The sequence below is a fragment of the Anabaena catenula FACHB-362 genome, assembly GCF_014698735.1.
In the GTDB taxonomy this organism is placed as follows: domain Bacteria; phylum Cyanobacteriota; class Cyanobacteriia; order Cyanobacteriales; family Nostocaceae; genus Anabaena; species Anabaena variabilis_A.
In genome coordinates this window covers 91,311-109,288 of the sequence record NZ_JACJTQ010000007.1, presented here as the reverse complement: position 1 = coordinate 109,288, position 17,978 = coordinate 91,311, and the positions used below count along the sequence as shown (strand labels likewise).

Genomic DNA, 17,978 nt, shown 5'->3' with positions numbered 1-17,978 from the left:
GAACTAACCGCAGATGAATTTGTACCTCAGCAGACAAGGTGGAAGATTCTGCCTACTGCTTATGAATTATCTTGTTGATCTGTTTTTTCCCGGTTAATACTTTCTTCTAAAGCTTGAATTTGTTCACGACGAGCTTCTAATTCTAAGGAACGACGTGCTAAATCCTGGTTTTGCAATGTTAGAGATTGTCGCCAATTTTCCGCTTTATCTGCTTCCTGTTGTAAAAACTCTGGAGTAATACCAGTTGTGAGGTAGGTTTGCACTACATTCAGTATCCAGTTGGTAGCATCTTCAATTCTTTCAACTTCACCTGTAGGGGAAAGCTCTACTAACACCAGCATTTTTTCACTCAATGTGTTTTCTTTTCCCAGGAGAATAAACGCCTCTTCGGAAATCATTGACCAACAATATTCAGTTTCCTGACTTGCTAATAAGTGTAATTGGTACTGGTCTAAAAATTCGTTTTTACGTACTTGAGCTAGGTATAGCATTGTCGCTATTAGGTAATTGGTGATTGGTAATTGGTAATTGGTGATTGGTAAGTTTATTCCTATCACCAATCACTTGTTATAAAGTACGCAAGCGAACGCGCAAAATTTCCGCTTGTTTCTCAGCCTCTGCTAAAGCATCCCGTACACCTTGAACTACATCTGCGGGAGCTTTATCCACAAACTTAGGATTACTCAGTCTATAACTTAAAGATGCAACTTCAGCTTCAGCTTTATTGATACTCTTCTCTAGTTTGGCACGGAGAGCTTCAATATCGACAACACCTTTTAAGGGAATTACCACTTGGACAGTACCGACAACACCAGCAATAGAATTGTCTGATTCCTGGGTTGGAGTGGTTTCTGGCTGTGATATATTTTGGCTATCAGTTGGCACAGAAGAACTGGTAAATAACTTTTGTCTACCTTCCGCATTGAGTATATTGCGAACAACAAACCAACCAGCATAACCAAGACCAACGGTTTCAAAGAAAGTCCCAAAAATAGGAAGACGCAAAGTTGCATTCCCGACAATAATACCCACTCTTAAAAAAACAAGTCCGACAATAATTAAGCCAATAGCTTTTAAACCCTGAAAAGCTGATTTATTTAAAATTGATGGTTTTTGAGGTTCATCAATCAGAGTCTTGTCAGTAATAGTTAAAGTTTCTACCTTGGCCAAATCTTGAATATAAGACTGTCCTGCATTGAGGATAAAACGTTCATTTTCGCTTTCACTTTGCAAATTAGCAGTGATTTTTACCCCTGGTTTGATATCAGCTTCAGCCCGTAAATTGCGAATTGTACGAATAGTATTAATTAACAATTCAAACTGTTCTTCCAATGTTTGGTCAATTAATTTTTCATCTGCTTCAGGATAGGGCTGTAAGGCTAGAATTTGCGGACTTTCTGCTGGTTGTTGAGTGAGAGTTTGCCAAATTTCCTCAGTAATATGAGGCATAAAGGGATGAAGTAGTTTTAGAATTCCTTCCAGTATATAAGCAAGAATTTGCTGGGCAACTTTGAGAGATGCGGGGTCTGCATCTTTTTGAAGGCGAGATTTTACTAATTCAATATACCAATCACAGAAGTCACCCCAAATAAACTCATAAAGTCCCTTAGCTGCTTCTCCTAAACCGTAATTGTCGATGTAATTTGTAGTTTGTCTAATTACTTGATGATAACGGGAAATAATCCATTTATCACTGAGTTCTGTCGGCTCAGGTTTACCCAATTGTGCCGGAGTTTGCCCATCCAAATTCATCATCACAAATCGGGCAGCATTCCATAACTTATTGGCAAAGTTACGAGATGCTTCTACAGATGTTGATTCATCTTTTTTACGGTCATATTCTAAGCGAATATCTTGACCAGCACCGGCTACTTCCTTAATTAAGGTATAACGCAGGGCATCAGTTCCATATTTGTCAATTAGCAATAATGGGTCAATGCCATTATTTGCCGATTTCGACATTTTCTTATTATTTTCATCCCTGACCAAGCCGTGAATGTAAACAGTTTTAAACGGCATTTGTCCGGTGAAATGTCCCGCCATCATCGTCATTCTCGCCACCCAGAAAAAGATGATATCAAAACCTGTAACTAAGGTGGCATTGGGGTAGTAAGTCGCTAAATCAGGGGTTTGTTCTGGCCAGCCTAAAGTTGAAAATGGCCAAAGTCCAGAAGAAAACCAAGTATCTAAAACATCGGGGTCTTGTTCTAGTTGGACATTTTCTCCAAATTGTGATTTGGCTTTTTCCCAAGCTTCCGTTTCCGTTCGCGCTACGATATGAGGTGTTGAGTCGGTGATTTGTCCGTCGGTTTCGCTGACAGCGTACCAAGCGGGGATTTGATGACCCCACCACAGTTGACGAGAAACACACCAGTCGCGCAAATTCACCAACCAATCACGATAAACCTTAGCCCAACGTTGGGGGACAATTTCCGGGGAATTTTGCTGGTCGAGGAATTCGAGAGTTTTGTCAGCGAGGGGGCGAATTTTGACAAACCACTGGGTAGAAAGAAGAGGTTCAACGGGGACTTTTCCGCGATCGCTATAAGGTACTGTATGTTTATAATCTTCTATCTTCACCAAAACCCCATCTGCTTCTAGGCGAGAAACCACATTTTTCCTAGCCACAAAGCGGTCTTGTCCTTGAAACTCCCCGGCATTTTCGTTCAAAGTGCCGTCTTTATTCATAATATTGATAAACGGCAAATCATGACGTTTACCCATTTCAAAATCATTGGGGTCATGGGCTGGAGTCACCTTCACGCAACCAGTACCGAAAGCCGGGTCAACCAACTCATCACCAATAATGGGGATTTCTCGGTTCATAATTGGCAAAGTCAGGGTTTTACCAATTAAATGTTTATACCTTTCATCATTGGGGTTAACCGCAACTGCTGTATCACCTAGCATCGTTTCTGGTCGAGTTGTCGCCACTTCTACAAAACCAGAACCGTCACTCAGCGGATAACGGAAGTGCCAAAGATTACCATTTACCTCTTTTGGTTCCACTTCCAAATCAGATACCGCAGACCCAGAAGCGGGACACCAATTAACCAAATAATTACCGCGATAAATCAGTCCCTCATCATAGAGGCGGATAAATGCTTCTAAAACAGCTTTCGATAAACCTGCATCTAAAGTGAAGCGTTCCCGTGTCCAGTCCACCGAAACACCCAAACGGCGCAGTTGATTAACAATTGTACCCCCAGATTCTGCTTTCCATTGCCAAGCGCGTTCTAGGAATTTTTCGCGTCCCAAATCATAGCGAGTTTTACCTTCAGCCTTGAGTTGCTTTTCCAGAATGGTTTGTACAGCAATGCTGGCGTGGTCGGTTCCGGGTAGCCAGAGGGTATTGCGTCCTTTCATGCGATGGTAGCGCACGAGGGTATCAATCAACGCACTTTCAAAAGCGTGACCCATGTGCAAACTACCGGTCACGTTTGGGGGGGGAATGACGATACAGTAAGGTTCACCCTTATGGTTGGGGTCAGCTTTGTAAACTTGGTTGTCTTCCCAGAATTTTTGCCATTTGGCTTCTGTGGAGAAGGGTTCGTAGAGACTAGAGAGATTGGGAATAGTTGCGGTCATGCTGGGAATAATCAGTTTTTGAGGACTCTGATCAATTTTGCCACAGAGATGGAGAGGGGATAACTTAATAGTATCTTTTTGGTAAGTACAGCACTTACAAGTGCGTACTTTTTATTATCAAGGGGTATGCTTTATTATAGTAATAGTTCAAAGCCGATTTACCAGTTTGTTTATCAACATCAAGGTTGATTACTAACTAACAAAAAAGCTGATTATTTCTGCAATTAAATACATCTTTACAGTGAGGTTAAATCATGTCTCAAAATACAATTAACTACATCATTCATGATGGAAATGCACGCGGTCATAGTCAGATTGACTGGTTAGATAGTTATCATACATTTTCTTTCAGTCATTTTTATGATGCAAACCGCATGGGATTTCGTTCTCTGCGAGTCATAAATGATGACAGGATTGCTGCTGGGGCTGGATTTCCTACTCACGGACATCGAGATATGGAAATTCTTACCTATGTCTTGTCAGGTGCAGTTGAACATAAAGATAGTTTGGGTACAGGTTCGGTAATTCGTCCCGGTGACGCACAAATTATGAGTGCTGGGACTGGTATTATGCACAGTGAATTTAATCCCTCACAAACTGAAGAACTGCACTTACTGCAAATCTGGATGTTACCAGATACCCTAGGATTAACTCCACGGTATGAACAAAAAACTTTTTCTGTAGAAGAAAAACGGGGAAAACTACGTTTAATTGCTGCTAAAGATGGACGTGATGATGCGGTGACTATTCACCAAGATATTGATTTATACGCATCTATTTTAGAGCAAGGAGACATTATTAATTATCGCGTCCAGCCTCATCGTTATGCCTGGTTACAAATTGCAACAGGTGAAGTAATTTTAAATGGTAAAGAACTTAGAGCAGGGGACGGAGTACAAATTACTGGAGAAGAGCAACTAGAAATTAGTACCAACCTCAGAGCGGAAATCTTGCTTTTTGACTTAGCTTAAACAGGAATTAATCCCAGCGCTGACAATTTGTTCCTGTTAATATTGCCCTTCCAAACAATATTTGACAATCAGCAGACAGTTTCTGCTATCAGCAGCACGTTCGTAGACAACATGATCTGCCAAGCGTCGAAGCAGAAACCATCCATACCCTCCTACTTGTAGAGTGCCTGGCTCTGGCTCGACTATAGCATCAGGATTAAAAGGTTTACCATGATCCCAAATTCTTATCTCTAAACGGTCATTCCACAGACTCAATTGAATTTCTATGTCTGTTTCTGGTGGTAATGCTCGATGAGCGTGACGAACTGCGTTGGTAAAGCCTTCTGCTAATGCTAAGTTGAGGCGATAAAGTTGGCTTTCTGACCAGCCAAATTCAGATAAATATTGGAGAGAAAATTTTTCAAACCATTGTTGTACGTGGTTTAGGAGCTTAAGATCGCTCTTCACCGTCAGATGGTCTTGCTGCACTGTGGTAAGCATTGACCTTGACTTGAATGTAGATAAGTGAAAAATGGTGTTATTTGTTTTTTGGCGATTTTGGATTGAGGAATAGTTTTTATTTTCCATCCAAAACTGAAAATCTCAGATCAAGCTTAAACTATTAAAATTTACGCCTGTTTGTTTTCAAAAGCATATCCAAGCTAGAACTATGAGCAGCTAAAGCGCTGTTGATGACTTAAGGTCAGCCAGTTTTTAGACTCACTCATAACTTTAGTATAATATGCTCTTGAAACTCACAGGCGTAACAGCGCTTTGTGGAAACTAATTTAGAACAGTCCCAAAGTCAGAGATTTGTCCAATGGTAACGCAGCACCAATACCTAACCACACGGTGACGAGAGTACCAAACAGAAATACTGTTGTGGCTACTGGACGACGGAAGGGGTTTTGGAACTTATTAACGTTCTCAATAAAGGGAACGAGAATTAGCCCTAAGGGTACGGAAGCCATTGCTAATACTCCTAACAGTTTGTTAGGTAGTGAGCGTAAAATCTGGAAGACTGGGTATAGATACCACTCTGGCAAAATTTCCAAGGGGGTAGCAAAAGGATTAGCTGGTTCACCTGTCATTGCCGGATCTAGCACCGCTAGAGCCACAATACAAGCAAATGAACCCATAATTACGATGGGAAATACATACAGCAAATCATTTGGCCAAGCGGGTTCACCATAGTAGTTGTGTCCCATGCCTTGGGCAAGTTTGGCTCTTAAGTTAGGATCGCTCAGATCGGGTTTTTTTTGCGTTGACATTTTTAAAAGTACTCTCCTGCTGAAGTTGAGTTAGAGCATTGGTGAAAGCCATCAGATGTTTAGGTAATCTGCTCTAAGTACATCTGGTGGAAAGGCATATTTTTTAGCCCAGTTTTTACAACTTTCACCGTTTACAGGTTCAGATAGTAGTGTTTGTTTAGAACTTATGTTTTTTCTGTTTCCTAAGTTTAAAACAAACAACACTGATCTGGAAACTGAATCATGCCTTTTCGCTAATGACTTTAAATTACAAAGGACCGGAAATACCTTGTTTGCGGATCATCAAGAAGTGGAACAGCATGAAGACTGCAATTAACCAAGGTAGAACGAAGGTGTGAGCGCTGTAGTAGCGAGTTAGTGTTGCTTGACCAACACTGGAACCACCACGCAGTAGGTCGGAGATGAGAACGCCAACTACGGGAATTGCTTCTGGTACACCACTAACAATTTTCACAGCCCAGTAACCAACTTGATCCCAAGGTAGGGAGTAGCCTGTCACACCGAAGGAAACGGTGATTACAGCTAGGATGACACCACTGATCCAGGTCAGTTCGCGGGGCTTTTTGAAACCACCAGTTAGGTAAACCCGGAAGGTGTGCAGAATCATCATTAGCACCATCATGCTGGCTGACCAGCGGTGAATGGAGCGAATTAGCCAACCGAAGTTGACTTCATTCATGATGTACTCTACGGAGGAATAAGCTTCAGTGACTGTCGGCTTATAGTAGAATGTCATCGCAAATCCAGTAGCAAACTGGATTAGGAAGCAAACTAGGGTAATTCCACCTAGACAGTAAAAGATGTTGACGTGAGGAGGGACGTATTTACTGGTTACGTCTTCAGCGATCGCTTCGAGTTCTAAGCGCTCCTCAAACCAGTCATAAACATTGGCCATACAATCTCAAATTCCTAACAATCGGTTGCGGTTGATAAATCTCCCAATAGCAATTTTGGGATTTTCACAAAGATGAGTTTTCTTCAGAGTGATTAAATTTTTTCAGAAACTTAACACTCTGTAAATATGGAATATATTGCTTCCCCTTTGCAAGCTAACGCCAAAAACGTTGGCCACAAGGTAGATTTTATCGTTAATGAAGAGGGATTGACCCAAATCAGTTGACATAACAACTTGATGAGAGCAATGCACGTCTTCTATAAAAAAAGTAACATAGTCGAGAGATAGATTTCATAAACAATCGGGTATTTGGTCATTTCTAGGGAATTTGGGTTGAGGTGGAATTGAAGATGGGGTTCATGAATAAACAGGTTTTGCGGCTGGGATTTTCTTTAGTTTTGGCTTTTTGCTTGGGTTTTGGCTCATTTATCCAACCAGCATCAGCTTTGACGCAGGAGCAGAAATTAGTTTCTGAGGTTTGGCGAATTGTCAATCGCTCTTATCTGGATGAGACGTTTAATCATCAAAACTGGGCTGACGTGCGGCAAAAAGCTCTAAAAAAGCCGCTGAATAACCCTGAAGCTGCTTATGGGGCAATTCAAAATATGCTCAAGAGCCTTGATGATCCTTTTACTCGGTTTCTAGATCCAGAGCAGTACCGCAGTTTGCAAGTTAATACTTCTGGAGAACTGACGGGTGTAGGTTTACAAATTGCCCTCAATTCCCAGACTGGTAGCTTGGAAGTAATTACACCTATTGAAGGTTCTCCAGCCCAGAAAGCAGGACTCAGACCACGCGATCGCATTCTGAAAATTGAAGGATTATCTACAGAGAATCTCACTCTTGACGAAGCAGCGGCGCGGATGCGTGGACCAATCGGTAGTATTGTAACTCTCTTGATTGCACGAGAGGGAGAGGCAGAAAAGGAATTTATCTTGATGCGCGATCGCATTGAACTGAATCCTGTGGTAGCTGAATTGCGTTTGTCCCCCCAAGGGCAACCCATTGGCTACCTACGCCTAACTCAATTTAATGCTAATGCCTCTATGGAATTGGCACACGCTATTTCTAGTTTAGAAAAAAAAGGCGCTGCTGCCTACATTCTCGATTTGCGAAATAATCCAGGGGGACTATTACAAGCTGGAATTGAAGTCGCCCGGCAATGGTTAAACTCAGGCACAATCGTTTACACTGTCAACCGACAAGGTATTCAGGGGAATTTTGAAGCTGCTGGTGTAGCCCTGACAGAAGATCCTTTGGTGATTTTAGTCAATCAAGGAACTGCCAGCGCTAGTGAGATTCTAGCAGGTGCGTTGCAAGATAATGGTCGCGCCCAGTTAGTAGGTGAAACTACCTTTGGAAAGGGACTAATTCAGTCCTTATTTGAATTGTCTGATGGTTCGGGTTTGGCGGTGACAATTGCTAAATACGAAACTCCTAACCACCGAGACATTAATAAGTTGGGTATTAAACCAGACAAAGTAATTACCCAAGAACCAATTACCCGTCAGCAAATTGGGACAGAAGCCGATAGTCAATATCAAGCTGCTGTGGAAGTATTGACTAAAAATCTGGTAGTAGTTGGGAAGGCTTGACGCGGAGACGCGGTGACGTGGTGATGGGGTGATGGGGTGGGATGACGCGGAGATGGGGAGACGGGGGACGCGGTGACGGTGGGACGCGGAGAGTTTGTTTGATCAGCAATTAAGTAGTTTAAAACCCTCTTTCTCCCTGCCCCCTGCCCCCTGCCCCCTGCCTTCTGCCCCCTGCCTCTTGCCCCCTGCCTTCAATTACTCATTACCAATCGTTGATAAGCTTGATCTATGAAATGTTTGCCTCGGAGAAAGCCGATATTAGCGCCGGGGCAAATGTATTGTAAAGTTTCTGGTGTAAAGCGATCGCGCAAGGCTTGAAGACTTTTAAGTTGTCTTGGCCAGTGAAAAGTCTTTGGTATGCGGAGTGGGAGCAGTTCACCTTGTTGGTTGGGAACTAAATGCCGTCCAGAAAATAGCACGCCCCCAAATTCACGATAGTATAGACATGATGAGCCGGGAGAATGGCCTGGTGTCCAAATTGCTTGTGCTGTGGTATCAAGAGTGAATTCTTGACCAAAGGTGGTGACAATTGAGCCAGGTAATAAATAAGCTTCTTGTTCTTGAATAAGAATTTCACAGTTAAAGATTTGCTGAATTTCTGCCGCTTTGCCAATAGCACCGCGATGAGTGATAAACAACCAGCGCAGACCTCCACATAAGCTCATAAAATCCTGATTCGTCTTGTCTAAAGCGGGGCAGTCTATCAGGATATTACCTTCATTTCTGAAAATCAAGTAAGAAGTTCCCCCTAATGTATCCCTATTAGGTGGAAATGCAAAAATGGTGTTGAGTGCGAAGTTTGTCGGTAAGTTTTCTTCTCTAGGCACTTCGTCAGAAAGTACAGTTATTGGTGGCTTAGTCCTATGACTTGGCTGTTGAGGTAAGAGAGACATAAATAAACAAACCAAAACTGAGGAGTGATGAACAATCAGGTTACAGTGTATTTACCCAACGCTGTTAACTGTAGTTAAAAAATTAGCAATTTCAGTCTTTTTTGTAGTCATGATCTTTGACAAAGACTACAGGTAGGCATTCTGTCAAAACTGGTGAAGATAACATGGCATTTTGGTTTCTCCTGTTACTAGGACTAGCTACTTATCTAATAATTCAGCGCAGCGTGGCTCAGATCACCCGAACGCCTGTGTGGTTGTTGTGGCTGGTGTTAATGACACCATCTTTTGTGTTGACTGGTTGGACGCTGATCTATGGTGCTAAACAACCGCCTCCAGCAACGCTGATTATCTGGCCTTCAGTTGTATCCCTGCTGTTATACTGGCTGTTGTTTCAGTGGGGTCGGCGAGTACCAGAAGATACACAGACTCAACCTTCTGACCCGGTATTACCATCAGCTAATCATTCTAACCCAGTGCCAACACCAGTACGTCCCATTGAGCCAGCAGAAGAAACTCAACTACGAAATTGCTTTTCTTGGTCTGTATACTATATCCAAAACATTGAGTATCGACCTCAAGCAGTGATTTGTCGGGGTCAGTTGCGAACTACACCTATTAATGCTTATCAGCAGATTAAAACAAATATTGAATCAGTATTTGGTGATCGCTTCTTGGTGATATTTCAAGAAGGTATGAATGGTAAGCCCTTTTTTGTACTCGTTCCCAATACTCAAGCTGCTAAACAAAGTACCAACAGCAAGCGAGACAATTTAACTCAACCAGTCATAGCAACCCTACTATTAGCAGCTACTTTAATAACTACTACCTTGATGGGTGCGAAAATTGCTGGTGTTGAATTCACGCAAGTAGAATCTGACCCAACTATATTTCTCAAAGGCTTACCCTATGCATTAGGGTTAATGACTATTTTAGGTATCCACGAACTTGGTCACTATTTCACGGCTCGATTCTACAAAATTCGTTCGACACTACCTTACTTTATCCCTGTACCATTTTTCTTGGGAACTTTTGGGGCATTTATTCAGATGCGTAGTCCGATTCCCAACCGCAAAGCTTTATTTGATGTCAGTATAGCTGGTCCGATTGCGGGTTTTGTTGTTACCTTGCCCTTACTCCTATGGGGGTTAGCTCATTCGGAAATAGTTCCTCTCAGCGAAAAACCCGGACTTTTGAATCCTAATTCTCTTAATCCCAAATATTCAATTTTATTAGCGTTGCTCTCCAAGTTAGCATTAGGAAGTGAGTTAACAGTAAAATCAGCTATTGATTTGCATCCAGTTGCAGTAGCTGGGTTTTTAGGACTGATTGTGACGGCATTAAACTTGATGCCCGTGGGACAACTTGATGGTGGACATATTGTCCATGCTATGTTTGGACAACGCACCGCAGTTGCTATTGGTCAAATTGCTCGTTTATTGTTATTACTACTTTCTTTTATCCGAGAAGAATTTTTATTGTGGGCAATTATTTTATTATTCGTGCCGTTGATTGATGAACCTGCACTGAATGATGTCACAGAACTTGATAATAAACGTGATGTTTTGGGATTAGTGGCAATAGCTTTATTATTGTTGATTGTGCTGCCATTACCTGAATTCTTGGCTCGTGTGTTGCAAATTTAGAAGCTGGGCTTTAGGGAAAATATAGCAGGAGTCAGCACTTCTCTTCTCCTGTCGGAGACACTACGTGAACGAGACGCTTCGCGAACGACTACGCTCAGTGACCGGAGTCAGGAGTCAGCACTTCTCTTCTCCTGTCGGAGACACTACGTGAACGAGACGCTTCGCGAACGACTACGCTCAGTGACCGGAGTCAGGAGTATAACCCTCTTGTAGTGGGAGTTTCATTATCAATTGATGTCCTAACCACCCTGTCCACGGCTATAAATAAAAAGCAAGCCCGTCCGTGCGGGCTTTGCCCTTGTAGTATAAAGTTTTAGCCTGCGGTGGCTTTAACTGCATTAGCCGCTTCAGTAGCCTTTGTAGATACAGCAGTGCTACCCACGCGAATTTCCGAAGTGAAGGAAGCCATGCTAAAACCGCCAAAACGCTTCAGGACACTTACCCGCATCCGTAAATTGGGACTAGCAAACCACAAGCGTTCTTCAGACCACATGGTTTCATACTCAGTAATGAGAGTAAGAGCGCCATCATTGCCCATTTTATAGCTGCCAGCGACGGGGGCTTTCTCTGCGTAACCCATTTCCCGCAGTAACTTACCTTCATCTGGATTATCTGCATCAGGAACTGTGGCTAAAACGGTAGAACCTTGGTGTTTTTCCTCGTCCCATTCCATTGTGCCGTTCCAGGTAACTCGCGCACCACAGGAAGCTGTACTAGGTTGAATTTCATACTGTTCACACAGTTTAATCACCTCTGGATGATCTGCGGCCAGCATCTCAATCACGATGTCTGATTTACCGTCTTCTGATTGCTTAAAAGCCAAATGGTGACTTGTGCGATGAGAAAACCATTTACCAGCACTTAACTCAAAAAACTCTTCAATATTCATGAATCAAAATTTTCTAAATCCTACTTTTATTATTAAAAACTAGCAGGAGTCCTTTAACTTAAACTTGCTGGTCTATTTCTTCCAGTCTTTTGAGAGAAATTGTGGCAGCTTCCGCAACGTGGGGATGACTGTCTTTTTCTAGGTATTTCAAAGCTGAGATGCTCTTGGGAGTGGGCAAATTACCCAAAGCTTCTGCAAGACGCTGCCGCACTAACCAATCCTCAGCTTGGGCAAAGCGTAGGATATGATCTACAGACTCAATAGATTTAATTTCTCCCAAAGCGGAAATAGCCGCTTGTTGGATGACTACTTCTTCGCTATCGAGTGCTTTAATCAAAATTTCACGGGCGCGGGGGTCTTTAATATTACCGAGAGATACAGCCGCACTAAATCGAACTAGCCAATCAGTATCTTCATAAAATGCCCGTGATAAAGCCTCCAATGCTCTGTTATCACCTAAATATCCTAAAGCCCCAGCAGCATCAGCACGGATACCATAATCTGGGTCAGTTTCCAAAATTCTCACTAATATGGGATAACATTCTGGGGTTTGCTTGATACCTAGAGCAAATACTGCCATTGAGCGCAGTTGCAGAGATTCATCATCTAAAACCTTTTTAATCAAAGGTACAGCATCTTCTGGGGATATATGACGCAAGCTGGCCAGGGCTACCATGCGATCGCGCAAATTTGGACTTTCTAACTGAGTAGAAATTATCTCTAAGCTGGGAGCATTCATTGAGTTTACGGCACTTTCTTAATTTATCTTTACTTTAACTTAATTAACTACCTATGCCCCAGGTGTAAGTCTAATGTATTCCAGTTATCACTCAGATCCCACCCCTAACTGTGCCTCAGGTGTGAAGAGAAGAATCAAGGCTAAACATAGGGTTAAAGGTACGACTGTAGAGTACAGCGTCAAACTTTCAGGAGAATCACAATGGTTCAACTTAGCGAACGTCCAGGTGTCAAACAAATCACAAGCTTGCAAGATAAGTTTATCTACGAAGTTGGTGCGATGTACGATGCTGAAAATCGCTTCTTAGAAGCACAGCAGATGATGTGGCAATGTTGTCAAAACAACCAGTGTAAGTCTCTAATTGAGACCCATATTCGTGAAACCGAGCAGCAAATCCGAAATCTAGAGCAGGTTTTCAGCACTTTGAAACAGCAACCACAACGGGTTACTTGTGAAGCTGCGGCTGGTGTGATTAGTGATGGTCAAAAATTCATGCTACTAGCTGCTAATAATCCCACAATTCTGGACTTAGGTTTAGCGGGAGTCCAGTCCAAAGTTGAGCATTTCGAGATTGCTTGCTATCGTGGCTTGATTACAGTTGCTGAACGGATGGGACAACAAGAAGTAGTGCAGTTGCTACAGCAAAACTTGCAGCAGGAAGAGCAGACAGCACAAAAAATTGACCAGTTGATACCGCAGTTACTTCAAGCAGCACAGTCTGGTAACGGCAAGACTACTAAATCTCGCTAATTTACAGCGATTTGCATTCAAATAGTTCACATTGTAGAGACGTTTGAGGAAACGTCTCTATCTTTGTTTGAGAGCAAAACCTTTTACAAACTCCTTGCAAAATTTATCTGCAAGGGTTTAATTCTACAGACTAGGTGGCAAAATCACAGTATCAATTACATGAATAACACCGTTGCTTCCTTGAATATCTGCCTTAGTTACCTGAGCATCATTGACAAATACACCTTTCTCAGGATCAACTTTCACACTAATTGAATCACCTTGTAAGCTTTTGACTTGACCTGCTTTCAAATCGGTAGAAAGTGCTTTCAAATCGGTAGAAAGGACTTTACCCGGTACCACGTGATAAGTTAAAACTTTCACTAATACTTCTTTATTTTCCTCCTTTAACAAATCCTGCACAGCGTCTTGTGGTAATTTTGCAAAAGCTGCATCAGTGGGAGCAAAAATAGTGAAAGGACCCTTTCCTTTCAATACTTCTGTCAGTCCAGCAGCGTTTAAAGCCTTGATCAAGGTTGTAAAAGAGCCGTTGGATTCTGCTATTTCTACAAGGTTTTTGGTTTGTGTTGTACTGGCAGGTGTTTGGGTAGGCTGAGGTGGAGTATTAACAGGTGTTTGAGTTCCTGGAGTGGTAGGAACTTCTGTATCCGTCTTCCCGGGTTGAGTTTGTCCAGATGTATTACGACCTCTATAGCGAGGTTCATTAAAAATACTTGGTCTAGGATTGAGTACTCCACTTCCACCTTTCTGCTTGACCTGTATTTTGCCCTTAGTATTGCCCTTTTCTGTAGATAGAGGTTGATAATTTTCTTGAATTCTTTGACTCCGATTATAGGGAGCTTCGTTGAAAATACTCGGCTGAGGATTTAGGACTTCTTTGGCTTGAGATGGTAAAGTAATCAGGAGGCTAAAGCCAGTTATTCCGACTATACCCGCGAATTTGGTCAATGATTTGCTGTAATTTGCATTCATAAATTGTTTTTGTCTTCGTTGTTAACAAGCTACATAAAAACTTATAACATTTTGTTAAACCAAAATCTAACTAGAACCGAAAATCTGATTTTTAGTCCAGGTTCAGATTAGGTCGTGATCATAAGCTAGTACTGCTTCTCTAGGAGATGCTAGGCGTTGGCATAATTAAAAATTTAAAATTTTAAAAGCTGATGAGGAGGGCTGTTCAGAAATTTTGTAGCTTGCTTCCCCATTGGGGTATAGTCGCTATATTTATGCCGCCGTTTCAAATATTAGGCTGACAAATTGCACTTTTGGGTTGAGGGGGAGAGGTTTTGCGACATTTTGCCCAAACATAAAAATGTGCAATTTAAAAGCGTGACAGCTTACTAGTGCAGCATAACTAAAATAACTATCCTGTGAAAAAGGTTAAAAACCAGCTTTAGAGAACTCCAAAAAATAAATTATCCAATTTCACAGAATCAAAATCAATTTTCCTCCCCCTTCTCCCTGCAATATCGCTCCCCTACCCTAAAAGCGATAGGATATTCTTTTATTTGGAAGTCTATTATTTCCTCCTTCCTCCAGTTTCCCCTGTTTTCTGCCTTCTTGCACCAGGTTAGTCCCTATGAAACTAAATTATTGTTTTCGGAATTTTATTTTTTAATGTGCTGGTAAAAATATTTTGGTTAGCTATTAATAAAGGCAAAAATTTGGAGAATTTTCTACTTTATTTTTCATGAATTTACCGATATAATAATCTAATAACTCGAAAAATTACTGTACCTAAAGATAGAATTGTCAAGTCAATAAATAAGGTGAGTGATCAGGTATACAATATGCTGGAATTATATCAGTGGGAATTATCTCAATATTCTGAAAAAGTGCGTCTATGCCTTGATTATAAAGGGTTAGAGTATCGCAAAATTGAGGTGACACCAGGAATTGGACAAGTAGAATTGTTTCGTTTAACCGGTCAGAAACAAGTACCCGTATTAAAGGATGGTCATAAATATATTGTAGACTCCACGGAAATTGCTAAGTATTTAGACTCAGAATATCCAGATCGTCCACTGATACCAACAGATAAGAAAAAACGCGCTCAGGCTTTATTGCTAGAAGATTGGGCTGATGAGACTATTGGGATTAAGGGTAGAAAAGCTTTGTTTGCTGCGATTAGTCAAGATCAAGATTATCGTAAGTCTTTATTACCTGTTTCGACACCAGATATTTTCAAAAGTCTGGTAGAAGGTGTACCCAGTGATTTTCTCTCGGTTTTGGGCTTTGGGGTGGGTTTTACTCCAGATGTGATTAGTGCAGCGATCGCTAGTCTAAAACAAGATTTAGACATTCTCACAGAATTATTGGCAGATAGTCCTTATTTATTGGGAGATGAACCAACCATAGCTGATTTAGCAGTCGCGGGATTATCGATATTGTTGAAGTTTCCAGAAGGCTCTTACTTGGATTTACCCCCATCTCTCAGAGGTAAAGGAGTCCCCGGTTTAGCGGATAATCCTGATTATGAACCATTCTTCACTTGGCGCGATCGCCTCTACGCTCAGTTCAGAAAACCTCTATCAACCATAACTCCAACTGCGCCAAGTGCGCCAACTTCAATTCAGATTGATTAGGTAATTAGGTGACAGGTGATAGGTGACAGGTGACAGGTGACAGGTGACAGGTGATAGGTGACAGGTGATAGGTGATAGGTGACAGGTGACAGGTGATAGGTGATAGGTGACAGGTGACAGGTGACAGGTGACAGGTAAGACTTTTTGCCAATCACCAATCACCAATCACCATAACTAATGACCAAAGACCAATGAATAATGACTAATGACTAATGACTAATGACTAATGACTAATGACTAATGACCAATGACTAATAACTAACAAAATGAATTCAGGACAACCATTAGGTTCAGTCATCCAAGGTTCACTAACTGGGGGTTTAGAGGTCAGACTACACCCGGATATTTCTGTAGAAGATATGCGGGTGGGTAAATTTTTGGTGGTACAGGGGATGCGATCGCGCTTTTTCTGTATGCTGACAGATGTAGCTTTAGGTGCTGCGAATGCACGTATTGTTGCTAGTCCCCCAAGTTGGGAAGATACATTTTTGCGCGAGGTGTTAGCGGGAAGCGGAACCTATGGAATGGTCAACCTCGCACCAATGTTGATGTTTACCCCTGAATCTCATGAATCTTTATCCTCCCCTAACGGTAAATCTGTAAATTCATTTGTTCCGTCCTTCAAGGGTTTAGCCTCATTTCAACCCCAAACCAGCACGACGATGGAATTGCTCCCCGTCAAAACCATTCCCAGTCACTTTAGCCAAGTCTACGACGCAAATGAAGATGATTTTCGGCGGGTATTTGGTTGGGAAGATGATCCTCACAGAAACAACTTCTCTATCGGTAAACCATTAGATATGGATGTGCCGATTTGTATTGATTTAAACCGATTTGTAGAACGGAGTAACGGCGTTTTTGGGAAATCAGGGACTGGAAAATCCTTCCTGACTCGCCTACTTTTAGCTGGTATAATTCGCAAAAATGCGGCTGTTAACTTGATTTTTGATATGCACTCAGAATATGGCTGGGAAGCAGTAGCAGAAGGTAAAGAAGTTAACACCGTCAAAGGTTTAAAACAATTATTTCCCGGTAAAGTCGAAGTTTACACTCTTGACCCCGAATCAACCAAACGCAGGGGTGTACGAGATGCTCAAGAACTCTATCTTAGCTATGAGCAAATTGAAGTTGAAGATATTAAATTATGTGGAAAAGATTTAGGACTTTCAGAAGCAGCTTTAGATAATGCCAATATCTTATGCAACGAGTTAGGTAAATCTTGGATTCCCCAGTTATTCAATATGACTAGTGAGGATATTAAGATTTTTTGTGATGACAAGCCAGGACACCCAGGATCTATTACTTCTTTACAACGTAAATTGTTACGCTTAGATAGTTTAAAATACATGCGGGCAGTTTGTCCCCAAAACTATATTAATAAGATTTTACAATCTTTAGAAGCTGGGAAAAATGTAGTGATTGAATTTGGTTCCCAGTCAAATATGCTATCCTATATGTTGGTGACAAATATGATCACCAGACGCATTCACGAGCATTATGTCAAAAGAGCAGATCGGTTTCTCCAAAGCAAGAATCCTTTGGATCGACCAACGCCATTAATGATTACAATTGAGGAAGCGCACCGCTTTCTTGACCCAGGAGTGGTACAAAGTACGATTTTTGGAACCATAGCCCGCGAACTGCGGAAATATTTCGTAACACTTTTAGTAGTTGATCAACGTCCGTCGGGGATAGATAATGAAGTTATGTCCCAAATTGGGACTCGCATCACGGCTTTGCTGAACGATGAAAAAGACATTGATGCAATTTTTACAGGTGTATCTGGTGCTGGGGCTTTGCGCTCAGTATTAGCAAAGTTAGACTCCAAGCAACAAGCATTAATTTTAGGTCACGCCGTTCCCATGCCAGTAGTTGTGCGTACCCGTCCCTATGACTCAGTATTTTACACGGAAATGGGCGACCAAGCCTGGGAAGAAAAATCAGATGCAGAAGTTTTCGCAGCCGCAGAATTAGCTAAAGCTGATTTAGGTTTTTAGTAACAATTTGGTCAAGAGTCGAAAGTTATGTGTAAATAACCAATGACCAATGACCAATGACCAATGACCAATGACCAATGACCATTTCGTGACATCCCTCCATCATGGTAGCTTCATAAGTTCGGTTATCCGGCTACTTGCAGGCAACAGAAGAGGGGTTTTTGGAGTCACTATAGATATAGT

Annotated in this window: 15 protein-coding genes; 6 read left to right on the top strand and 9 right to left on the bottom strand. The window is 41.8% G+C overall.

The window, feature by feature from the left end; genetic code table 11:
* Positions 1–59 precede the first annotated feature (59 nt).
* Positions 60–491: a hypothetical protein gene (locus tag H6G68_RS07475; protein ID WP_127054927.1), complete on the bottom strand. Its 432-nt coding sequence runs from the start codon at positions 489–491 to the stop codon at positions 60–62.
* A gap of 76 nt (positions 492–567) precedes the next feature.
* On the bottom strand, positions 568–3,588 hold the full coding sequence (locus tag H6G68_RS07470) for a valine--tRNA ligase (protein ID WP_190906060.1): 3,021 nt from the start codon (positions 3,586–3,588) through the stop codon (positions 568–570).
* A gap of 254 nt (positions 3,589–3,842) precedes the next feature.
* On the opposite strand from H6G68_RS07470, the gene H6G68_RS07465 reads away from it, so the two are divergent.
* Positions 3,843–4,559 carry a pirin family protein gene (locus H6G68_RS07465; protein ID WP_190906059.1) on the top strand — a complete coding sequence of 239 codons (717 nt, stop codon included), beginning with the start codon at positions 3,843–3,845 and terminating at the stop codon, positions 4,557–4,559.
* A 36-nt stretch (positions 4,560–4,595) separates the two neighbouring features.
* On the opposite strand, the gene H6G68_RS07460 is transcribed toward H6G68_RS07465, so the two are convergent.
* From H6G68_RS07460 to petB, 3 genes are all read right to left on the bottom strand, one after another.
* A complete protein-coding gene (locus H6G68_RS07460) occupies positions 4,596–5,039 on the bottom strand; it encodes an ATP-binding protein (protein ID WP_127054930.1) in 444 nt (147 codons plus the stop codon).
* A gap of 287 nt (positions 5,040–5,326) precedes the next feature.
* Entirely contained in the window at positions 5,327–5,809 is a 483-nt protein-coding gene (gene petD / locus H6G68_RS07455) for a cytochrome b6-f complex subunit IV (RefSeq protein ID WP_127054931.1), read from the bottom strand.
* Positions 5,810–6,056: 247 nt separating this feature from the next.
* The gene (gene petB, locus H6G68_RS07450) at positions 6,057–6,704 is read right to left on the bottom strand and encodes a cytochrome b6 (RefSeq protein WP_190718230.1); all 648 of its coding nucleotides are present in this window, start codon (positions 6,702–6,704) and stop codon (positions 6,057–6,059) included.
* A 350-nt stretch (positions 6,705–7,054) separates the two neighbouring features.
* Between petB and ctpA the strand changes: the two genes are divergently transcribed.
* Positions 7,055–8,299 carry a carboxyl-terminal processing protease CtpA gene (ctpA, locus tag H6G68_RS07445; RefSeq protein WP_190906058.1) on the top strand — a complete coding sequence of 415 codons (1,245 nt, stop codon included), beginning with the start codon at positions 7,055–7,057 and terminating at the stop codon, positions 8,297–8,299.
* A 191-nt stretch (positions 8,300–8,490) separates the two neighbouring features.
* Here the strand turns inward: ctpA and H6G68_RS07440 are convergent, their stop codons facing one another.
* The gene (locus H6G68_RS07440; RefSeq protein WP_190906057.1) at positions 8,491–9,192 is read right to left on the bottom strand and encodes an MBL fold metallo-hydrolase; all 702 of its coding nucleotides are present in this window, start codon (positions 9,190–9,192) and stop codon (positions 8,491–8,493) included.
* Between the two features lie 164 nt (positions 9,193–9,356).
* Between H6G68_RS07440 and H6G68_RS07435 the strand changes: the two genes are divergently transcribed.
* Positions 9,357–10,835, top strand: coding sequence for a site-2 protease family protein (locus tag H6G68_RS07435; RefSeq protein WP_190906102.1), 1,479 nt, complete (start codon positions 9,357–9,359; stop codon positions 10,833–10,835).
* Between the two features lie 313 nt (positions 10,836–11,148).
* On the opposite strand, the gene H6G68_RS07430 is transcribed toward H6G68_RS07435, so the two are convergent.
* Positions 11,149–11,724 carry a phycobiliprotein lyase gene (locus H6G68_RS07430; protein WP_190906056.1) on the bottom strand — a complete coding sequence of 192 codons (576 nt, stop codon included), beginning with the start codon at positions 11,722–11,724 and terminating at the stop codon, positions 11,149–11,151.
* Positions 11,725–11,782: 58 nt separating this feature from the next.
* On the bottom strand, positions 11,783–12,463 hold the full coding sequence (locus H6G68_RS07425) for a HEAT repeat domain-containing protein (protein WP_190906055.1): 681 nt from the start codon (positions 12,461–12,463) through the stop codon (positions 11,783–11,785).
* Positions 12,464–12,664: 201 nt separating this feature from the next.
* Here H6G68_RS07425 and H6G68_RS07420 point away from each other — a divergent pair, with 201 nt between their 5' ends.
* Positions 12,665–13,213, top strand: a complete 549-nt coding sequence (locus tag H6G68_RS07420) for a YciE/YciF ferroxidase family protein (RefSeq protein WP_190906054.1) — start codon at positions 12,665–12,667, stop codon at positions 13,211–13,213.
* 123 nt (positions 13,214–13,336) lie between these two features.
* Here H6G68_RS07420 and H6G68_RS07415 read toward each other — a convergent pair whose 3' ends face one another.
* On the bottom strand, positions 13,337–14,185 hold the full coding sequence (locus H6G68_RS07415) for a fasciclin domain-containing protein (RefSeq protein ID WP_190906053.1): 849 nt from the start codon (positions 14,183–14,185) through the stop codon (positions 13,337–13,339).
* An 818-nt stretch (positions 14,186–15,003) separates the two neighbouring features.
* Here H6G68_RS07415 and H6G68_RS07410 point away from each other — a divergent pair.
* Both H6G68_RS07410 and H6G68_RS07405 read left to right on the top strand, forming a co-directional pair.
* Positions 15,004–15,798, top strand: coding sequence for a glutathione S-transferase (locus tag H6G68_RS07410; RefSeq protein ID WP_190906052.1), 795 nt, complete (start codon positions 15,004–15,006; stop codon positions 15,796–15,798).
* A 266-nt stretch (positions 15,799–16,064) separates the two neighbouring features.
* On the top strand, positions 16,065–17,795 hold the full coding sequence (locus H6G68_RS07405; RefSeq protein WP_190906051.1) for a helicase HerA domain-containing protein: 1,731 nt from the start codon (positions 16,065–16,067) through the stop codon (positions 17,793–17,795).
* Positions 17,796–17,978: the final 183 nt, after the last annotated feature.

Bases quoted from the DNA above. Each gene is read 5' to 3' on its own strand.
- ctpA (WP_190906058.1), top strand. From the start codon at position 7,055: ATGGGGTTCATGAATAAACAGGTTTTGCGGCTGGGATTTTCTTTAGTT.
- H6G68_RS07435 (WP_190906102.1), top strand. From the start codon at position 9,357: ATGGCATTTTGGTTTCTCCTGTTACTAGGACTAGCTACTTATCTAATA.
- H6G68_RS07465 (WP_190906059.1), top strand. From the start codon at position 3,843: ATGTCTCAAAATACAATTAACTACATCATTCATGATGGAAATGCACGC.
- H6G68_RS07460 (WP_127054930.1), bottom strand. From the start codon at position 5,039: ATGCTTACCACAGTGCAGCAAGACCATCTGACGGTGAAGAGCGATCTT.
- H6G68_RS07470 (WP_190906060.1), bottom strand. From the start codon at position 3,588: ATGACCGCAACTATTCCCAATCTCTCTAGTCTCTACGAACCCTTCTCC.
- H6G68_RS07420 (WP_190906054.1), top strand. From the start codon at position 12,665: ATGGTTCAACTTAGCGAACGTCCAGGTGTCAAACAAATCACAAGCTTG.
- H6G68_RS07475 (WP_127054927.1), bottom strand. From the start codon at position 491: ATGCTATACCTAGCTCAAGTACGTAAAAACGAATTTTTAGACCAGTAC.
- H6G68_RS07410 (WP_190906052.1), top strand. From the start codon at position 15,004: ATGCTGGAATTATATCAGTGGGAATTATCTCAATATTCTGAAAAAGTG.
- H6G68_RS07415 (WP_190906053.1), bottom strand. From the start codon at position 14,185: ATGAATGCAAATTACAGCAAATCATTGACCAAATTCGCGGGTATAGTC.
- petB (WP_190718230.1), bottom strand. From the start codon at position 6,704: ATGGCCAATGTTTATGACTGGTTTGAGGAGCGCTTAGAACTCGAAGCG.
- H6G68_RS07425 (WP_190906055.1), bottom strand. From the start codon at position 12,463: ATGAATGCTCCCAGCTTAGAGATAATTTCTACTCAGTTAGAAAGTCCA.
- H6G68_RS07430 (WP_190906056.1), bottom strand. From the start codon at position 11,724: ATGAATATTGAAGAGTTTTTTGAGTTAAGTGCTGGTAAATGGTTTTCT.
- petD (WP_127054931.1), bottom strand. From the start codon at position 5,809: ATGTCAACGCAAAAAAAACCCGATCTGAGCGATCCTAACTTAAGAGCC.
- H6G68_RS07405 (WP_190906051.1), top strand. From the start codon at position 16,065: ATGAATTCAGGACAACCATTAGGTTCAGTCATCCAAGGTTCACTAACT.
- H6G68_RS07440 (WP_190906057.1), bottom strand. From the start codon at position 9,192: ATGTCTCTCTTACCTCAACAGCCAAGTCATAGGACTAAGCCACCAATA.